Source organism: Streptomyces sp. 2A115 (assembly GCF_052245575.1).
GTDB lineage: Bacteria > Actinomycetota > Actinomycetes > Streptomycetales > Streptomycetaceae > Streptomyces.
This window is the reverse complement of record NZ_JBQQCG010000144.1, coordinates 1-15,569: the sequence shown is the minus strand read 5'-3', so window position 1 is coordinate 15,569 and position 15,569 is coordinate 1. Positions and strand designations below refer to the sequence as shown.

At 72.2% G+C, this 15,569-nt stretch carries 12 protein-coding genes and 2 pseudogenes; 5 read left to right on the top strand and 9 right to left on the bottom strand.

Features of this window, described 5'->3' with window-relative positions; translation table 11 throughout:
• Positions 1–1,060: 1,060 nt before the first annotated feature.
• Positions 1,061–1,195, top strand: a pseudogene (locus tag ACTWQR_RS53665) (IS256 family transposase); the annotation flags it as partial.
• A gap of 99 nt (positions 1,196–1,294) precedes the next feature.
• Here the strand turns inward: ACTWQR_RS53665 and ACTWQR_RS53660 are convergent.
• Positions 1,295–1,342, bottom strand: a pseudogene (locus ACTWQR_RS53660) (hypothetical protein); the annotation flags it as partial.
• Positions 1,343–1,457: 115 nt separating this feature from the next.
• Between ACTWQR_RS53660 and ACTWQR_RS53655 the strand changes: the two are divergent.
• The 4 genes from ACTWQR_RS53655 (at position 1,458) to ACTWQR_RS53640 (ending at position 5,602) form a co-directional block, all read left to right on the top strand.
• The gene (locus ACTWQR_RS53655; RefSeq protein ID WP_443234663.1) at positions 1,458–1,655 is read left to right on the top strand and encodes a hypothetical protein; all 198 of its coding nucleotides are present in this window, start codon (positions 1,458–1,460) and stop codon (positions 1,653–1,655) included.
• 456 nt (positions 1,656–2,111) lie between these two features.
• Complete coding sequence (locus ACTWQR_RS53650) at positions 2,112–2,666, top strand: sigma-70 family RNA polymerase sigma factor (RefSeq protein WP_443234661.1); 555 nt, start codon at positions 2,112–2,114, stop codon at positions 2,664–2,666.
• An 87-nt stretch (positions 2,667–2,753) separates the two neighbouring features.
• Entirely contained in the window at positions 2,754–2,894 is a 141-nt protein-coding gene (locus ACTWQR_RS53645) for a BTAD domain-containing putative transcriptional regulator (RefSeq protein ID WP_443234662.1), read from the top strand.
• A complete protein-coding gene (locus tag ACTWQR_RS53640; RefSeq protein WP_443234660.1) occupies positions 2,891–5,602 on the top strand; it encodes an ATP-binding protein in 2,712 nt (903 codons plus the stop codon). Before ACTWQR_RS53645 ends, ACTWQR_RS53640 begins: the two co-directional genes overlap by 4 nt.
• Before the next feature lie 133 nt (positions 5,603–5,735).
• On the opposite strand, the gene ACTWQR_RS53635 is transcribed toward ACTWQR_RS53640, so the two are convergent.
• From ACTWQR_RS53635 to ACTWQR_RS53600, 8 genes are all read right to left on the bottom strand, one after another.
• A complete protein-coding gene (locus tag ACTWQR_RS53635; protein WP_443234659.1) occupies positions 5,736–7,127 on the bottom strand; it encodes an NADase-type glycan-binding domain-containing protein in 1,392 nt (463 codons plus the stop codon).
• On the bottom strand, positions 7,124–7,681 hold the full coding sequence (locus tag ACTWQR_RS53630) for a phage tail protein (RefSeq protein ID WP_443234658.1): 558 nt from the start codon (positions 7,679–7,681) through the stop codon (positions 7,124–7,126). The genes ACTWQR_RS53635 and ACTWQR_RS53630 overlap by 4 nt, the downstream gene beginning before the upstream one ends.
• Before the next feature lie 28 nt (positions 7,682–7,709).
• Positions 7,710–9,668 carry a putative baseplate assembly protein gene (locus ACTWQR_RS53625; protein ID WP_443234657.1) on the bottom strand — a complete coding sequence of 653 codons (1,959 nt, stop codon included), beginning with the start codon at positions 9,666–9,668 and terminating at the stop codon, positions 7,710–7,712.
• Entirely contained in the window at positions 9,668–10,153 is a 486-nt protein-coding gene (locus ACTWQR_RS53620) for a GPW/gp25 family protein (protein WP_443234656.1), read from the bottom strand. The genes ACTWQR_RS53625 and ACTWQR_RS53620 overlap by 1 nt, the downstream gene beginning before the upstream one ends.
• Positions 10,153–12,051: a VgrG-related protein gene (locus ACTWQR_RS53615; RefSeq protein ID WP_443234655.1), complete on the bottom strand. Its 1,899-nt coding sequence runs from the start codon at positions 12,049–12,051 to the stop codon at positions 10,153–10,155. Before ACTWQR_RS53615 ends, ACTWQR_RS53620 begins: the two co-directional genes overlap by 1 nt.
• Positions 12,051–12,773 (bottom strand): CIS tube protein, encoded by a 723-nt coding sequence (locus ACTWQR_RS53610; protein WP_443234654.1) that lies wholly within the window; start codon positions 12,771–12,773, stop codon positions 12,051–12,053. Before ACTWQR_RS53610 ends, ACTWQR_RS53615 begins: the two co-directional genes overlap by 1 nt.
• A gap of 41 nt (positions 12,774–12,814) precedes the next feature.
• The gene (locus ACTWQR_RS53605) at positions 12,815–13,237 is read right to left on the bottom strand and encodes a phage tail protein (RefSeq protein ID WP_443234653.1); all 423 of its coding nucleotides are present in this window, start codon (positions 13,235–13,237) and stop codon (positions 12,815–12,817) included.
• A gap of 75 nt (positions 13,238–13,312) precedes the next feature.
• Positions 13,313–15,569, bottom strand: a 2,257-nt coding sequence (locus tag ACTWQR_RS53600; RefSeq protein WP_443234652.1) for a hypothetical protein, incomplete at its 5' end; no start/stop codon positions are given.

Genomic DNA, 15,569 nt, shown 5'->3' with positions numbered 1-15,569 from the left:
CCGGCCTGAGCCTCTACCAGGTCGTCCGCGAGCTGCAGACACTCCTCGCCCTCTGGACCGGTGCCTGCCCCACCTGCCACCACGACATACCCACACCAATACGCACCTGACCAAGCCCTACTAGGTGTCGCGCGTCTCAACGTGGAAAAGCGCGCCGCGGTTCATTCGCGGACGGGGATGGACCCGTGGCCGGTGACCGGGCGATGCCCCTCCGCGCCGCGCAGGGGCATCAGGGCCGGTTCACAGCCTGCTCCGCGGGGACCACCGCATGACGATCTCGTTCCGCGACGATCGGACAGCGTTCACCGCCCGGTGCGGACACCGAGAGTGGAACCGGAGTGAACCGTCGCCCCTCTGATTCCGTTGGGGGGTACTACGGGCCCGCAGGGACAGTTGGTTGAAGGCGCTGTCAGCCTTCGCTCTGTTGGGTTCGGGGCGACCGGCCGTTGGCCCTTCTCATGGGACGTGCGGCGGGATGAAGCAGATCAAGGCCTTCTAGTCGATTGGAACGTCACGCGATGTCATCACCGCCACCCCGCAAACCCGAAGAGTCGGCTCCGTCGCAACGGCAATCCAAGCTGGACAGACACCTGCAGGATCTACGGGATCTAGCTGCTTTGGAGGCTGCCCAGGCGCGTGTGACCGAGGCTGCCCGGAGGGAGACTGCCCAGGCGCGTGTGGCCGAGGCTGCCCGGGAGGAGGCTGCCCGGAGGGAGACTGCCTGGAAGGCGGCTGCCCGGAGGGTGGCGTATGTGGCCAGCAGGCACTCGCAGCAGGGCGACGTTCAGGAGCAGCAGCCCCCAAGGCTTCCCGGACCCGCTGAGATGATAAGCGGCACGCCGCCCCTTTCCGCTGCTGATGCCGCCCCGCTGGGGCAAGAGACAGGGGCTCCGCAGGATGGTGTCCCGCCACGTGGCGTAGGGGATCAAGCGTCGCGAGTGCGCCTGTCCTCGCTCCAGGCGCACTCCCTCGGCCGGTGTCCGCTCCCTGAGGACAGGTAGGTCATCGTGCAAATCTCCCTGGTGAAGCGCCAGTTCAACCTTGGACGTGCACGACGGCCCTGTCCCATTCTGACCTGACGCGTCTACTGGAGCCACTACGTTCGTCCGAGGGTATCGAGCTTGTCCGGGCCGTGGTTGCGCGCATGCTCCAGGAGCTGATCGAGGCCGAGGCCACCGCTCGCATCGGCGCCGCCCTCTCTGACGAGTTCCGCGGCCTCTCGTGCGACTCGTGCTTGAGTCGAGTGTTCACGTGCCCATCTGTACGGCGTTGATACGGGCTCTCGCAGCGTATGCCCGAGAGGGGGCACGGCGCCTTCCACGGCAACGGGGCGGGTGGACACGACGCGGCGTTCGAGGATGCCGTTTCGTTCCAGTCGTCGAAAATGCTGGCTGCCGGCGCCTGCGTCGGCCTCCTTGTACCAGAGGCGCAGGCGGATCAGGGCGGGCCGTACGCCGGTGGCCAGCAGCAGGGCGGTGCCCTTTGGGCAGAGCCCGTATACGGTCCCGGGGCACCACCGGGTCGAAGCGCACGCGTTGGAGGCGTTCACGGCGTACAGCCGCTGGAATTACCCCGCCGCGACGGCCATGTGTCTCGAACGCGCCGGCATCAGGATCCGCTACCGGCAGGGTGACCCCGCGCCCACGAGGACCTGATGCGCGCGGTCACCGCGCGGGCGGCAATCCGCCGTCGACCACGGCCGGGCTCCGCTCGCCGTGTGGTCCGGGCTCGCGGAGCAGGACCGTGGGCCCTGCGCGGGACGCCGCATGGGTGCGTGGCGTCAATCGCCGTATACGCGCCCTTGCCATCGCGGCAGCCGCGCGAGAAACCGGAGCGGCCTGAGGGAGAACGCGCAGGTCGGCAGCGGGTTTGGTGCGGAGGAGACGATTCCGTCGCCACGGTACGTGGCCCGGCTTGCTCCTTCCGGTCCGGTGGCCTCTGCCGCTCCATCTGTCAATCGAACGTCAAAGCGATGTGGAACCCCGCTCGAAAAACTCCCCCCGGATCGAGGCCGCCGAGCGCGGCTGGCTTCGAGGCCTGACCTCCACGAGGTCACGAAACAAGGGAGTAGTACGAACGTGAGTTGGACCTTTATGGGTTCCCATGGAGCGGTGAGCGCCCGGGAACGCGCGCTGCGCACGCTCTACGACGAACAGGCGGGCGCTCTGTACGCCTACGTGGTACGGCTACTGGGAGGTGACCGGTACCGAGCCGAGGACGTGGTGCAGGAAACGCTGCTGCGCTGCTGGCGCACGCAGGACCTGACCGCCGGCCAGCAGCTGCGGCCGTGGTTGTTCAGGGTGGCCCGCAACCTCGTCGTCGACGAGTACCGGTTGCGCATGGCCCGCCCCCAGGAAGTCAGTAGCAACGACTGGCTGGACGACCTACTGACGAGGCCCGACGACGTCGACCGGCTGCTCTCCTCACTGCTCCTCAAGGAGGCTTTCCAGCACCTGTCGCCCAAGCACCGGGATGTGCTGTACGAGACGTACTACGCCGGCAGGTCGATGCGCGAGACGGGCCAGAGGCTCGGTATCCCGCCCGGGACCGTCAAGTCCCGCGTGCACCACGCGGTACGCGCCCTGCGGCTGGCCATGGGCGTCGTCGAGAGCGATGACGAAACGGTCGGCGAGAAGCCCGCGTGGTGGTACTCGTCCGCGGCGTGACGCACGCGCGCCGGCCCAACAGCTCGTCGGCCGAACAGCGGGGGGCGAACCGCCCACGGCCCGCCGGCCGAGGCCGAGCGTTCCCGGCTGACCGGGGAGCGGCTGACCGAGCACCCGCCGCGAGAGAGGCTGTGCCTGCTTCTCATGCCGGCGCTGTACCGGTCCGGACGGCAGGCCGCGGCGCCGACGGCTTACCGCAGGACGCGAAGCACCATGGTGGCAGTGTGACCCGGAGGCCCATTCCGATGCAGTTCGTCGCCCGACAAGCAGAGCGGTGTGAGATCGACCGACTGGTGACCTCGGCGGCCGCCGGGCGTGGTGGGGCGGTCGTGGTGGCCGGTGAGGCGGGGATCGGTAAGTCGGCGCTCGTCGACACGGCGGTGGGGGCGCTGGATGGGTTTGAGGTGCTGCGCGCCGCGGGCACCGAGTTCGAGCAGGACCTTCTCCATGGTGCCTTGCACCAGCTGTGCGCACCGGTTCTGGAATACCGTCTGGGGCTTCCTACAGTGCAGCGGAGGGCGCTGGAGGCGGTGTTCGGTCTCGGTGAGCAGACGTCGCCTGAGCCGTTGACGGTCGGACTCGCTGTGCTGGGGCTGCTGCGCGAGGCGGCACGGGAGCGTCCGGTGTGCTGCGTGGTGGACGATGCTCAGTGGATCGATGACGCTTCGCGGCAGGCGCTGGTGTTCGTGGCCCGGCGGGTGGCCGTCGAGCGGATCGGGGTGGTGTTCGCCGCGCGTGATGTCGCCTCGGTGGCCGGCCTCGCCGCTCTTCCGCGGTTGCCCCTTGCGGGTTTGAACGACGAGGATGCCCGGGCCGTACTGGGGGCGGCGGCGCATGCCGGGCTGGATGCCGAGGTGTTCGACCGGATCCTGGCCGAGGCACGCGGCAACCCGCTGGCGCTGCTGGAGTTCGCACACGATGCGGGGCCGTTCTGGGTGCCCGGGCCGCGGCGTGGCCGGGCCAGTGCGGTGGACGCGCTGGAGGAGCAGTTCGTCCACCGCGTGGAGCAGTTGCCGTCCGTCACGCGGCCGTTGGTGGTGCTTGCCGCGGCGGAGCCGGTCGGTGATCTCGGCCTGCTGCGCCGCGCGGCGCGGCTCCTTGGGCTGGATGCCGCGGGGCTCGCCGTCGTGGAGAGTGCCGGGCTCCTGGCCCTCGGGCCGCGGCTGCGCTTTCGCCATCCGCTCGTGCGTTCCGCGGTGTACGCATCGGCCGACCCGGGAACGCGTCGGCGCGTGCATGGCGCTCTCGCCGAGGCAACCGATCCCGAGACCGACCTCGACCGGCGGGCGTGGCACCGGGCCCACGCGGTCGTCGGTGTCGACGAGGACGTCGCCGCGGAGCTGGAGCGGTCCGCCGACCGGGCGCGCCTGCGCGGCGGAGTCGCCGCAGCCGCGGCTTTCATGGAGCGGGCCGGGCAGTTGACGCCTGCTTCCGACCGCCGGGCCGGACGGCTGCTCACCGCGGCACAGCTGCGACTGCAGGCCGGCACACCGGCCGCGGCCCGTGCACTCGTCTCCCAGGCAGAGCGCCGCCCGATGGACGAACACGGTCGCGCGGAGGCGCGCCTGCTGCGTGCGCGGGTCGACTACCAGCTCGCCCACAGCCCGCAAGCGACCGCCACGCTCGTCGATGTCGTCACCGAACTAGCCCCCGACCAAGCCAGGGAGACATACCTGGAAGCGCTCGTGGCGTTCATGTACAACGACAACCAGCCTGGCCGGCTCCAGGAGCTCGGCGCCCAGATCCGCAAGCTGGTGCCACAGAGGGAGCCTGCCCAGCCGGTCGATCTGCTGCTCGACGCTCTGCTGGATCAGATCATGCTGCCCGTCGAGGACGCGGTGCCCGCGATGCGCGATGCGGTGACGGCGTGCCGTGCCGCTGCCACCTCGGCGGGTTCCTGGCGGATGAACCTGGTCTGCCACCTCGTCATCGACTTGCGCGATGACGAGGTGCTGGAGGAGATCTCGGACCGCCAGGTCGAGGTGGCGCGCCGCCAAGGTGCCCTCGCCACGCTGCCGCAGGCGCTGCGCTACGAGGCGCTCACCAGGATTGCGGTCGGCCGGTTCGACGACGCGGCCGCCGGCCTCGCCGAGGCCCGAGCGGTCGACGAGGCGGCGGGCAGGGCCCCACTCCTGGGGGCCGAACTCATCTACACCGGCTTCCGCGGCGACATCGAGCGGTACCGCGAGCTGCGGGAGCTGCTGGGCCGTGGTGGGCGCCCCTTCGAGACCGCCGCCGAGCACTACGCCAGTGCGGTGCTGTACAACGGGCTCGGCGACTATGAGGCAGCTCTGGACGCCGCACTGGCAGCCCAGCACAGGCGCCAGGCCGGCTCCTACTCGGCCTGGGCCGTCTACTCCGAGCTCGTCGAGGCCGCTGCGCGCGCCGGCCGCGGCGAGGACGCCGTCGTCGCTCTGGATCACCTGGAGGCGCTGGCTCGCACGAACCCCGTTCCGTGGGCTGTCGCCGAGTGGCTGCAGGCGCGGGCCCTCCTCGGCCGGGGAGAGGACTGCGAAGCGCTGTACCGGGGAGCCATCGACCGCTTTGCCCAGACCCGGGTCCGGGTGCTGTACGCCCGCGCACGGCTGACGTACGGGGAGTGGCTGCGCCGCGAAAACCGACGTGCCGAGGCCCGGGTCGAGCTGCGAGTGGCGCACGACATGCTGTCACACATGGGTGCCCGCGCTTTCGCCGAACGCGCGGCCCGTGAACTACGGGCCACCGGCGAGCAGCCGCACCGGCACGGCGAGAACCCGCTTGGCGGGCTCACCGCGCAGGAGCGGCTCATCGCGGAGAAGGTCGCTGCCGGAGCGACGTCCAAGGAAGTGGCCGCGATGCTGTTCCTCAGCCCGCGCACAATCGACGCGCACCTGCGCAACGTATACCGCAAACTGGGCATCTCCTCGCGTCGCCAGCTCCGCACGATGCCACTGTGACAGTGCGGCTCGGCCTGCTCGGTGCTCTCCAGCTCGGCCAGGATCGTGCCGCGCAGTGTGCGCGGGCCGTGGGGATGCGTTCGGCGGCCGGGCTCCGCGGAGTTGTCCCGGACGGGCAGTCCCCACAGCCGGTTCAGGTCCGGCCCCTGGCGGACCGGCCGAAGAGCTCGATCTCGGCTATGGCCACCTGCTTGTCCGCGGACGCGGCGTGGGCCGACTCGATGGTGAACCGAACCCTGGTGACCTCGCCGACGCGGAAGGCGCGTCGCTGGCCGCCCGCACCCTGGTCCAGGGTGAGTTCGCGGCTTGTGGTCCCTCCGTCGTTCTTGGTGATCGTCGCCTTGATGCGGTGTGGCCGGGCGGACTTGTCGACCTGGTCGGCGCGGGTGGACACGCCCGGCGTGATGATGACGTCGAGCAGCCGGGTCGGCCGGGCGAAACGCACTTCTATCCACTCGCCTTGGCCTGATTGCGACACTCCTGGGCCCCACCAGGTGTTGTTGAACTTGTCGAAGGCCAGTTTCGGTTCGTGGCCGGTGTAGGAGCGTGAGGCTCGGATCTCGTCCGGCTCGACCGGAGCGCGCTTGGCGAAGTGATCACGCGTGGCCTGGGTGCCGTCGGGGATGTACACGGCGGCGAGAATGAGCAGGGGCAGGGCGATGGCGGCGGTGATCCAGGTGCCGATGCGGTCGAACACACGGCGCAGGCGGGGGCGGTCGCCGGCCCAAAGGGCCTCGTGGCGGCCGGGGCCGAAAAGGCGGCGCCACCAGGGGCGTTGGCCCGGCGTGCGTACGCCGCTCTCGGCGAGTGGCATCGCACAGTGGTTACAGAAATGGCGGTCGGGGCGGTTCGGGGTGGCGCACCAGGAGCAGGGCGGGCCGTGCCCGGCCTCCTGCTGGGGCTCGGGGGCTCGTACGTGGGGCCGCTCGGTGTCGGGTCGGCCGGGCAGAACCGGGGCCACGGCCGCGGAGGGTGCGGGCGGGGTGGCCTCCGGGTCCGTGACGGGGACGACAAGAGAACGGGCGCGGTCGGACATGTCGCCCGGGGGGAGGCCGTCCGGGGTGGGGGACATCGGGATGTCGGGATCGGCGTCCCCCACGCCCTGAGCGTCGGGGGCGGACCGGGAGCTTCCTGTCCTCTCGGCGGTGTCCCGCTCCTCGGAGGGCCCCGGGACCACGCTGGAGGGGCGGCGCCGGGGCAGGCCGGAGGGAGTAGCCGGCATGTCGGCATCGGCGGGTGCCGGCGTCGGGCCGGTGTCGCGGGCGTCGTCCCCTGGGCCGGAGGTGGGCGTCCCGTGCGGGTCCGTGTCCCGCGGGCGGTGTGCCGGGCGGGCCAGACCGGTGCCGGACACGCCGGTGCCGCCGGGGCGGGAGAAGGCGTCCCAGCCGGAACCGGCGTCGGCGGCTGCCGGAGGGCCGGTGCGGGCACCGGCCGGGTCCCAGCGGAGGACGGCACCGCAGGAGTCGCAGAACGACTGCCCCGGTTCCGCGCGGGTGCCGCACTCGCCGCAGTTCTGCGTGGTCATCGTTCCGTGGTCCTTTCGGCGGCGGTCACAGTGACGGTGTAGGGCATGTGCGCGGGACGGGCGGCGGCCACGAGAGTGTCCAGGCGATAGGTGTCCGCCGGGGTGGGGTCGGGCAGCCGGAGGGCGACGTGGAGGCGGGGGCGGGGGCTGCCGGGGACGGGGCCCCGGGGTCGCGCGCTCCAGGCGGCGCCGCCGCTCTCCGTGATCTCCGGTTCGGCGCCGAACGCGAGCCGTACCGCTTCGGACAGGCCACGCGGTGTGCCCCGTACGCGGTGCAGCGTGGCCGCCGCCGCCACGGCGGCACGCAGCCGTGACTCGGGTTCGGTGCCGTCGGTCTCGGCACCGACCCAGGTGCTGAGCCACTGGGCGAAGTCGACCGGGGTGAGTGCGGGGGCGAAGTAGGCGTCCAGGCAGTCGAGTACGTTCAGGATCGGCGCGAGGACGTCGTCGAGCCCCGCTACGAAGCGCTGGGCGAGATCGTCATCGGCGAAGACGGCCGGGAGCATCGTGCCGAGGGGTGCGGAGGAACCGAGGCCGTCGACGGAGCCTCTCATGGCCGGCCTCCCGAGTACGTCGTGGTCGTCACGTCCCGTCTCCGATCACCCGTACGCGGTGGTCGAAGGAGAACACCAGCGATGACGGTTCCAGGTCGATGCGGTCGGTCGGGTCGCCGCGCTTGCCGGTCAGCGGGTCGGCGGGATGCAGGACGACCTCGTCGACCAGTTCCACACCGGGGACCCGTTGCAGAATGGCGAAGACCTCGCCCGCCTGGACCGGGCGGCCGAAGGGCCAGCCACGGCCCTCCGCACCGCCGGTGAGCGGGTCGAGGTGGCGGTAGAGGGCGTCGTGGGCCCGGCGGCGCACGCGGTCGGTATCCGTGCCGCGGAAGGCATGGACGGTGGCCACGACGGTGACGCCCTGGTAGTGGGGCGGGCCGACCGCGAGTCTGGTGCCGATGAGGCGGCGTTCGTCGAGGTGGCGGGTGATGCGGTCCAGCAGGGAGTCACCGGGGACGAGTTGTTCGAAGCGGAGCCGGCCGCCGAGGTCGGGGACGGCCTGCGGCACGACCAGCACCCGTACCGCGTAGGCCCCGTGCTCGTCCCGGTCGCCTTCCAGACAGGTGATGCGCGCGGTCTCGGGCGCGGTGCGGCGTGCGAGTTCCTCGTAGTCGCGCAAGGTGACGGCGCGTTCCTGGGCGCGGAGGGTGATCGGGGCCCGGACCTTGGCTTCTTCGACGGTCTCTCCGTCGACTCCGCCGCGTGCGGCTTCGCGGTTGACGACTTCGGAGACGTACGGGATGGAAGTGCGCAGGACCCGTATGGCGCCGCGGGTGACGTTGCCGATCCGGCCGCCGCCGGTGCGGTAGCGGCGGACACGGATGACCGACCCCTTGGGGGCGACCATGCCGTACTGGCGCAGGGTGCCGTCGGGTTCGCGGACGGCGGGGCCGAAGGCGATGTTGCCGGTCGCGGCGTCGAGGGTGATGTGGCGGTCGTCCGGCCGGGAGGCGGCGAAGTGCGGGACGACCTGCCAGTCCTGCCAGCCGTCGTGTTCGGCGGTCTGGAGCAGCAGGGGCGGGTCGTCACCGACGACGGGTGCGTGGGCGAGCCGCAGGCGCTGGCCGGGCAGGCCGGTGGATTCGCCGAGCGCCTCGTCGTACACGGTGCCGGCGTGGACGACGCGGGTGGTGCCGCCGATGGTGTAGGCCTCGGCGGATCGTATGGTCGGGGACGTGGTGTAGAAGGGCTGGCCGGACAGTGGTTCGGTGACGCGGCAGCGCAGCCACCCGGCTTCATGGCCGCCGTTGCGGGACAGGACGTGGCCGCCGGGGACGTGCAGGACGACGGCGCCGGAGCGGTTGAGGCCGCCGGTGCCGTCGCGGTCGACGTCGCAGGGCTGCCAGCCGTCCTCGGTCCATGCCTCCCACACCAGCGGCGGCTGCCGCGGGTCGACGCCGACGCCGTCGACCCGGCTGTCGAGTTCGAGGGCGACGGCGCAGTGCGGGACGGCCGCGGTGAGACCGATCAGCATGCAGTCGCCGGGGCTGGGGGTTTCGGCGAAGCAGAGCACGTGGGTGCCTTCGGCGAGTTCGGCGGTGCGGTCGGCGACGGGCTCGCCCCGGTGCTGGACCACCAGGCGGCTCATCGCGCAGGGGACGACGGCGAGTTCGCGTTCGGCGGCGAAGACGACCGCCTCCTCCTGCTCCGTGCGCAGCGTGGCCACTTCGGTGCCGACCGGCACCGGCACGGCCTCCTCCTGGGGTGCGGACAGCCAGAAGGTGACGTCCGTGCGGGCCGCCGACGGCGGGAAGAGAGTGATGCCGACGAGATCCAGGAACGCCAGGTGGTTCTTCTCGGGAACCCGGTTGAGGCGGTAGACGATCTGGTCGGCCATGTGGGCGACGGTCTCGACGAGGGTGACGCCGGGGTCCGAGACGTTGTGGTCGGTCCACTCCGGGGCGCGCTGCTGGATGTAGCGCTTGGCGTCGTCGACGAACTGCTGGAAGCGGCGGTCGTCGAGGTTGGGGGAGGGCAGGGACATCAGTGGTCGCTTTCGGGGGAGTTGCCGGAGCCGTCGTCGGAGGGGCCGGCGAAGGGGCTGTCATCGAAGGGGCCGCCACCGGGACCGTCCTCCTCGTGGGAGGGGATGACGTAGAACGGGAAGACGAGGCTGCGCGGGTTGTTGGTGCCGCGGATCTGGTAGCGGATGTCGATGTACAGGACGCTGCGGTCGGTGCCCGTGGTCACCTGGACCTCGGTTACCTCGATGCGCGGCTCCCAGCGGTCCAGGGTGACGTACACCTCGTGCTGGATCTGGCCCGCGGTCTGCTCGTTGACCGGGGCGAACACCAGGTCGTGGATGGCGCAGCCGAACTCCGGGCGCATCGGCCGCTCGCCCGGCGCGGTGGCCAGGACGAGCCGGATGGCCTCCTCGATCTCCTTCTCCCCGCTGACCAGAGCGATGCCGCCGGTGGGGGAGATGCGCAGCGGGAACGCCCAGCCGGATCCGACGAACTGTTCGGCCATCAGATCACCGGCTTTCCGTTGGCGGTGACCAGGCCCAGCAACGAGATGTTGATGGCCCGGATGCTCACGTTCGTCACGGAGTTGATCTGGGTGGTCGCCGAGTTGAGCGTCGCGGCGCCGGTCGACGTGAACTTGAGAGCGCCCATCGCGTCCACCGACACCGGGCCGGCCAGCGACTTGACGCTGACCAGCCCCCGGCCCTGGATGTCGAGGGGCCCCCCGCTGCTGATGGTCACCTTGCGCCGTGCGCTCAGCGTGAGATCTGTGCCCGCCTCCACGGACACCTCCCGGCTGCCCTTGATGGTGACCGAGCCCTTGCTGTCCACGGTGATCTCGGTGTTCGTCCGGTCCAGGTTGATCGTCAGTTGTTTGTCGCCGGACACCAGCCGGACGCCCTGCTTGCGCATGCCGGTCTTCTGGCTGAGCAGGTCCATACGGTTGCCGTCCCGGTCGGAGACGGTGTGCCGGCTCGCCTTCTTCCGCACGGTGTCGTGCAGCGGCACGTCACCGACGACGGTCGGTTTGTCCTTGCCGTTGTAGAGCCCGCCGATCACGAACGGATGGTCGAGTGCGCCCCGGTCGAACGCGACCAGCACCTCGTCGTTGACGTCCATCGGGAACACCCCGCCGCCGCCGAGGCCGCCCAGCTGCACGGTCCGCGTCCAGTCGCTGACGTACTTGCCGTCCAGCCACGGGAACCGCAGTCGCACCCGGCCCTGCTTCAGCGGGTCGTTCACGTCGGTGACCAGGGCGTTGGCCACGCTCGGCAGCGTGGGCCCGGTGCCCGTGCCGCCCCCGCCGGAGGTCAGCCCGAACAGCGAACGCCACTGCCGGCCGCTGACGGTCACCCACGACTCGTAGTGCTTCCCGTCGCCGAAGACATGCCGTACGGAGGTCGCCGTGTACTTGCCCTCGAAGGGCGCGCCGGTGTCCCTGAGCGTCACCGGCACCCCCGGCCGCAGCCTTGTGTTGCCCAGCGCCACGACCTCCACCTCCGCGAAGGCCGCGGTGACGTCCTCGGCGAGGGCGTCGGATGCGAACCGCACCTCGGTCGACTTGTCGTACGGGGTCGACGTCTCGACCAGCTTGCCCGCCTTGAACTTGCCCGCTGCCTGGCCGGGCGTACTGCCGATGGAGAAGCCCGGGTTGGTGGTGGCGGGCGAGACGGAGCTGAGCGGCTTCTTCTGGGTGACGTCCCAGCCGCGCGTCTCCACCTTGCCGATCTGGTCGGCCGCGGTGACGGCGGCCCGCAGCCGCAGGATGTCGCGTCCGGCCTGGAGAACGAGTGGGCTCTTGTCGCCGTCCGTGTTCGTCGGGGGCGCCCCCGAGGCGGGCTTCGGCTCGACGAACTGGAACCTGCCCTTCGCGTCGATGGACATGACCATCTCGTTCTCGTCGGCGAGCCGCGCCAGGAAGTCCCAGTCGGTGACGTTGGACTGGCTGATGAACTCGTACACCGTCTTCGTCGGCTGGATCCTGCCGATCGTCACACCGTCCCGCGTGGCCAGCTTCCTGGCGATGTCGGTGGCGGACTGGTTCCGGTATGCCGCCACCCGGCGCTGGCGCATGAGCCGGTGCCCGAAGTCGTAGCCCCGGATGACGGTGAACGTGCCGGTGCCGTCGTAATCGGCCTCGAAGCCGGTGATCTCGCCGGTCAGCAGTGTGTCGCCGGCGCCCTGCCCGGCAGCCACGGTCGCGATGGTGACCGGGGTGCCGAAGGTGGCGCGCAGCCGGCTGATCATGATCCGGTACGGGTCGCGGAAGGTGAGCTGGAAGGCGGCGGGCACCCCGGCGCCCTGGTCGACCCAGCCGTCGACGAGTGCGTGGGCGGCGTCGTCGGGCAGTTTGCCAGTGCCGATCGAGACCTCGAGGACGGCGGACGTGGCGGGATTCACCATCAGTGGCGCACCTCTTCGGCGGCGGGCAGGATGAGTTCGGTGCCGGTGGGCAGCTGGGCCGGGTCGTCGATGCCGTTGGCCTCGGCGATCGCGCGCCACACGTTCGCGTCTCCGTACTCCCGCCAGGCGAGCGACTGGAGCGAGTCACCGGCGACGACCTGGTGCACCCGCCGCGCGGTGAGCGCGCCCGACGTCGGGTTCTGCCCCCGGGTCTTGCGGGGGATCTCGTGCAGCTGCACCTGGCAGGTGGCGCGGATGGGGACGCCGGTGGTCCCGAACAGCGTGTACGAGGCGTCGACGGAGCTGACGTACGCGGTGAACCGGGCAGTGGAGAAGGACCCCCACTGGAAGACCACCCAGGGCGGCGAGGGCTGTTTGGCCGCGATGCTCTTGGTGGTCACCTCGCAGCAGCTCATCAGCGTGGCCACTTTCTTCAGCACCGTGTTGCTGGTGGGTCTTTCGGAGGAGTCCAGGAAGATCTCCAGGGTCATCGCACGCGGCTCCGGCCCCATGAATTCCGGTTTCGCACCGTCCCGTACGGCCGCGGTCGGCGTCACCTTCCACTGGGCGGCACGGCTGAGGGACAGCTGCGCCGGGTTGAAGTCGAAGCGGAGCGTCTTGATGAGCGCGCCCGGGGTGGTGCTGGTGCCGACGGGGGGCTGGTGGATGGCGAGGGTGGCGCGTACCAGGCTCTTGCCGGCGCCTTTGCTGCTCTTGGGCACGGGTGTTCTCTCCCTCTCTCCCGTTCCTCGGTCAGTGGTCTTCAGTCGGTGAACCCGTGATGGGCGATCTCCAGCACCTCCGTGGCGACGGCCGGACTGGACGGGTCGAGGGCGGGGCCCTGCCAGCTGACGGGCAGCACGTCGATCAGTCCCCAGCGGGCGACCTGCGAGCCGTCCGCGCGCAGCGCCGTGATCTGGGCGGTGGGCCGCTTGATGCCCGTCTGGAGGGAGGAGATCCACTTGGCGACCTTCGTGGTGTCCGGGGTGAGGGGGCGGGTCAGCCGGATGGTGGAGAAGGTGACGCGGGTCGGCAGCTGCCAGACGAAGCCGTTGTTGCCGCCCTCCTGCCGGTGCTCTATCTCCACCTGCGAGGACAGCCCTTCACACCCGTTGAAGTAACCGAGGCTCTCGCCGTCGATGGAGAGGGTGAACCAGATGGTGGTGCCCGGGTCCTTGCGGGACATCGCGGGAGGGCCTTTCTGCCGGAGGTGTGGGAGGTGCGGTGTCGGGCGGCCGCTGGGCGGGCGCTCGTCGGCGGGTCACCGGCGGGGGTCGCGGAGTCTGCCGATCCGTTCCCGGTCCAGCCGTAGCTCGGTGCGGATCAGCCGGGTGATGCGGCCGATGATCCGGTGCACCAGTTCGTCGAGCTGGAAGTCGGTGAGTGCGCGCGGGTCGAATCCGCCGGCAGGGGTGTGCGCGTAGGCGGGCGGGGGCTGTTCCTGCGGGCGTGGGGAGTACGGGGGCGGGCTGCCCGGAGGCGGGACGCTGGGGGAGTACGGAGGCGGGCTGCCCGGAGGCGGGGCACTGGAAGAGGACTCGCGTGGCGGCCGGATCCAGTGCAGCGTGTCGGCCACCGTGGCCGCGGCCGAGGCGGCGAGCGAGCCGATGGCCGAGCGCCGGATGCGCTGGACGGTGACGGGAGGTGAGGCCGGGGCGGCGTCGGCCGCGGAGGAGACGGGGAGCGGAGGCGGCGGTAGTACCGGGGGCAGGGTGAGGGGGGCCACCGGGAGAGGGGACCGGGCAGCGGAGCTGTGCGGGGTGCGCCGGCGCAGCGGTACGCCCGGGTGGGGCGTGGTGCGGCGCTGGACGGCGACGGGGGCGGTGTCCGCGGGGCGATGCGGAGGGGCCGGGAAGCCCGGGGCCGGAGGCGCGGGGCGGAGAGCCGGAACGGGTGCGCGGGCCGCTGCGGTGGCGGGGGCCGTTGCGGTGGCGGGGGCGGTGTCCGCGGGGCGATGCGGAGCGGGCGGGAAGCCTGCGGTGGGAGGTGCCGGGAGGGGCGCCGAAGTGGGCGTGGCGGCCGGTGCGGTAGCGCTGCTCCGCCGGGCCACCGGGACCGTACCGCTGTCGGCTGCGGACGTGCCGGCCGCTTGGGCCGGGGACCCGGCGAGCGATATGGCGTCCGCGGGCGTCCCGGAGACCGGGGCGCCGAGCAGGGAATGGCGCCGTGTGGGAGCGGCGGGGGAAGCCGGGGCGCGCTGGACCCGGGGCACCGACGACGCCGGGGACGGAACGGAGAGCTGCGCGGGACTCCGGTGCGTACGGGACACGCCGTCCGGAAGGGCCGGGTCGGTGTGCGGGTGCGCAGCCGCGGTGGGCCGGGGCGCGGCGGTCGTCTGCGACGGTGCGGGCGCCGGCCCCGAGGAGACCGGGGCGCCCAGACCGGTCCTGGCCGCCCCGCGGGTGACGCTGCGCTGGACCGGTCGGACGGGTGCGAGGCGGGCCGGGGACGGACTCGCGGTGGCGGCAGGGGAGGAGGCGGACGGCGCCGGGGAACCGGAGGGCGTACGCCCGGAGGGGGGCGGAGCGGCGGACGGATGAGCCGCGGGCCGGTCCGGGGCCGCGTGCGGCGTGGCGGAGTCGGTCGCCGAGGGCACAGTGGGTATGGCGCGGCTGTCGTCGGCCGGGAGCGACCGCTGAACAGGAACCACCGCCTCCGGTGGGCCGGAGGCCGGTGCGGCTGCCGGCGCGCCTCTCTTGGTCGAACGTCCCCCGGCTGCGTCGGGGCGGGCGACGGGCGCCCCTCCCGCAGGCGCGGGCCGGGCCGCGGCGCCCTGCCCGTGGGGCAGCGCGAGCGGAGGAACGGCCGGGGCGCTGCCACCGCTCGCGGCGGGTGCCGGGCCGGTGTGCCCGCGGTCTGCCGGTCCTGCCGGCGGACCGGCCGCCGCGGGGCTCCCTTCCACCGAGGTGGTGTGGCCGGGCGACGGGGCCTGCGGCGTCTCCAGTCGGCCGGAGTCTGGGCCGCGCCGGTCGGCGGCCTGCGACCCGCTGGGGGCGGCAGGCGTCCGGCCCGGGGTCGGAGGCGGCGTCGGCGACACGTGCGCGGGGCGTCCGCGGCCGGGCGGCGTCGCCGGAGCCGCCGGTGTCGCGTCGCCGGAACGGTGCGGCGCTCCGTGGGCCGCGGCTGCCGTTCCGCCGGAGTCGCCGGAGTCGGCGGGGCGTACGGAGGCGGACGCCGGCTTGTCGGTCGTGCTGCGGGTGGCGTGCGGTGCGGCGTTGCCCTGCCCGTCCGCGGTCCGCTGTACGAGGGCTGGGCCGGAGGGCGCCGTGCCGTGGTTGCCATGCGGTGCGCCGGCCAGGTGGGGGGCGCCGTCCGCTCTGCCGCTCGTGTTGCGTGCTTCGCCGCCGGAGGCGGCGCCGTCGCCGCGAGTGCCGGTCGCTCCGCCGCGAGGCCCGGGTTCCGCGCCTGTGCCGGGCCCTGACGGTGAGCGGTCGCGCCGGGCGACCGCTCGCTGTACCGGCGTGCGTGGTGCCGTACCGCTACGCCCGGCCGGTGCTCCGCCCGGCGAGGCTGTACCG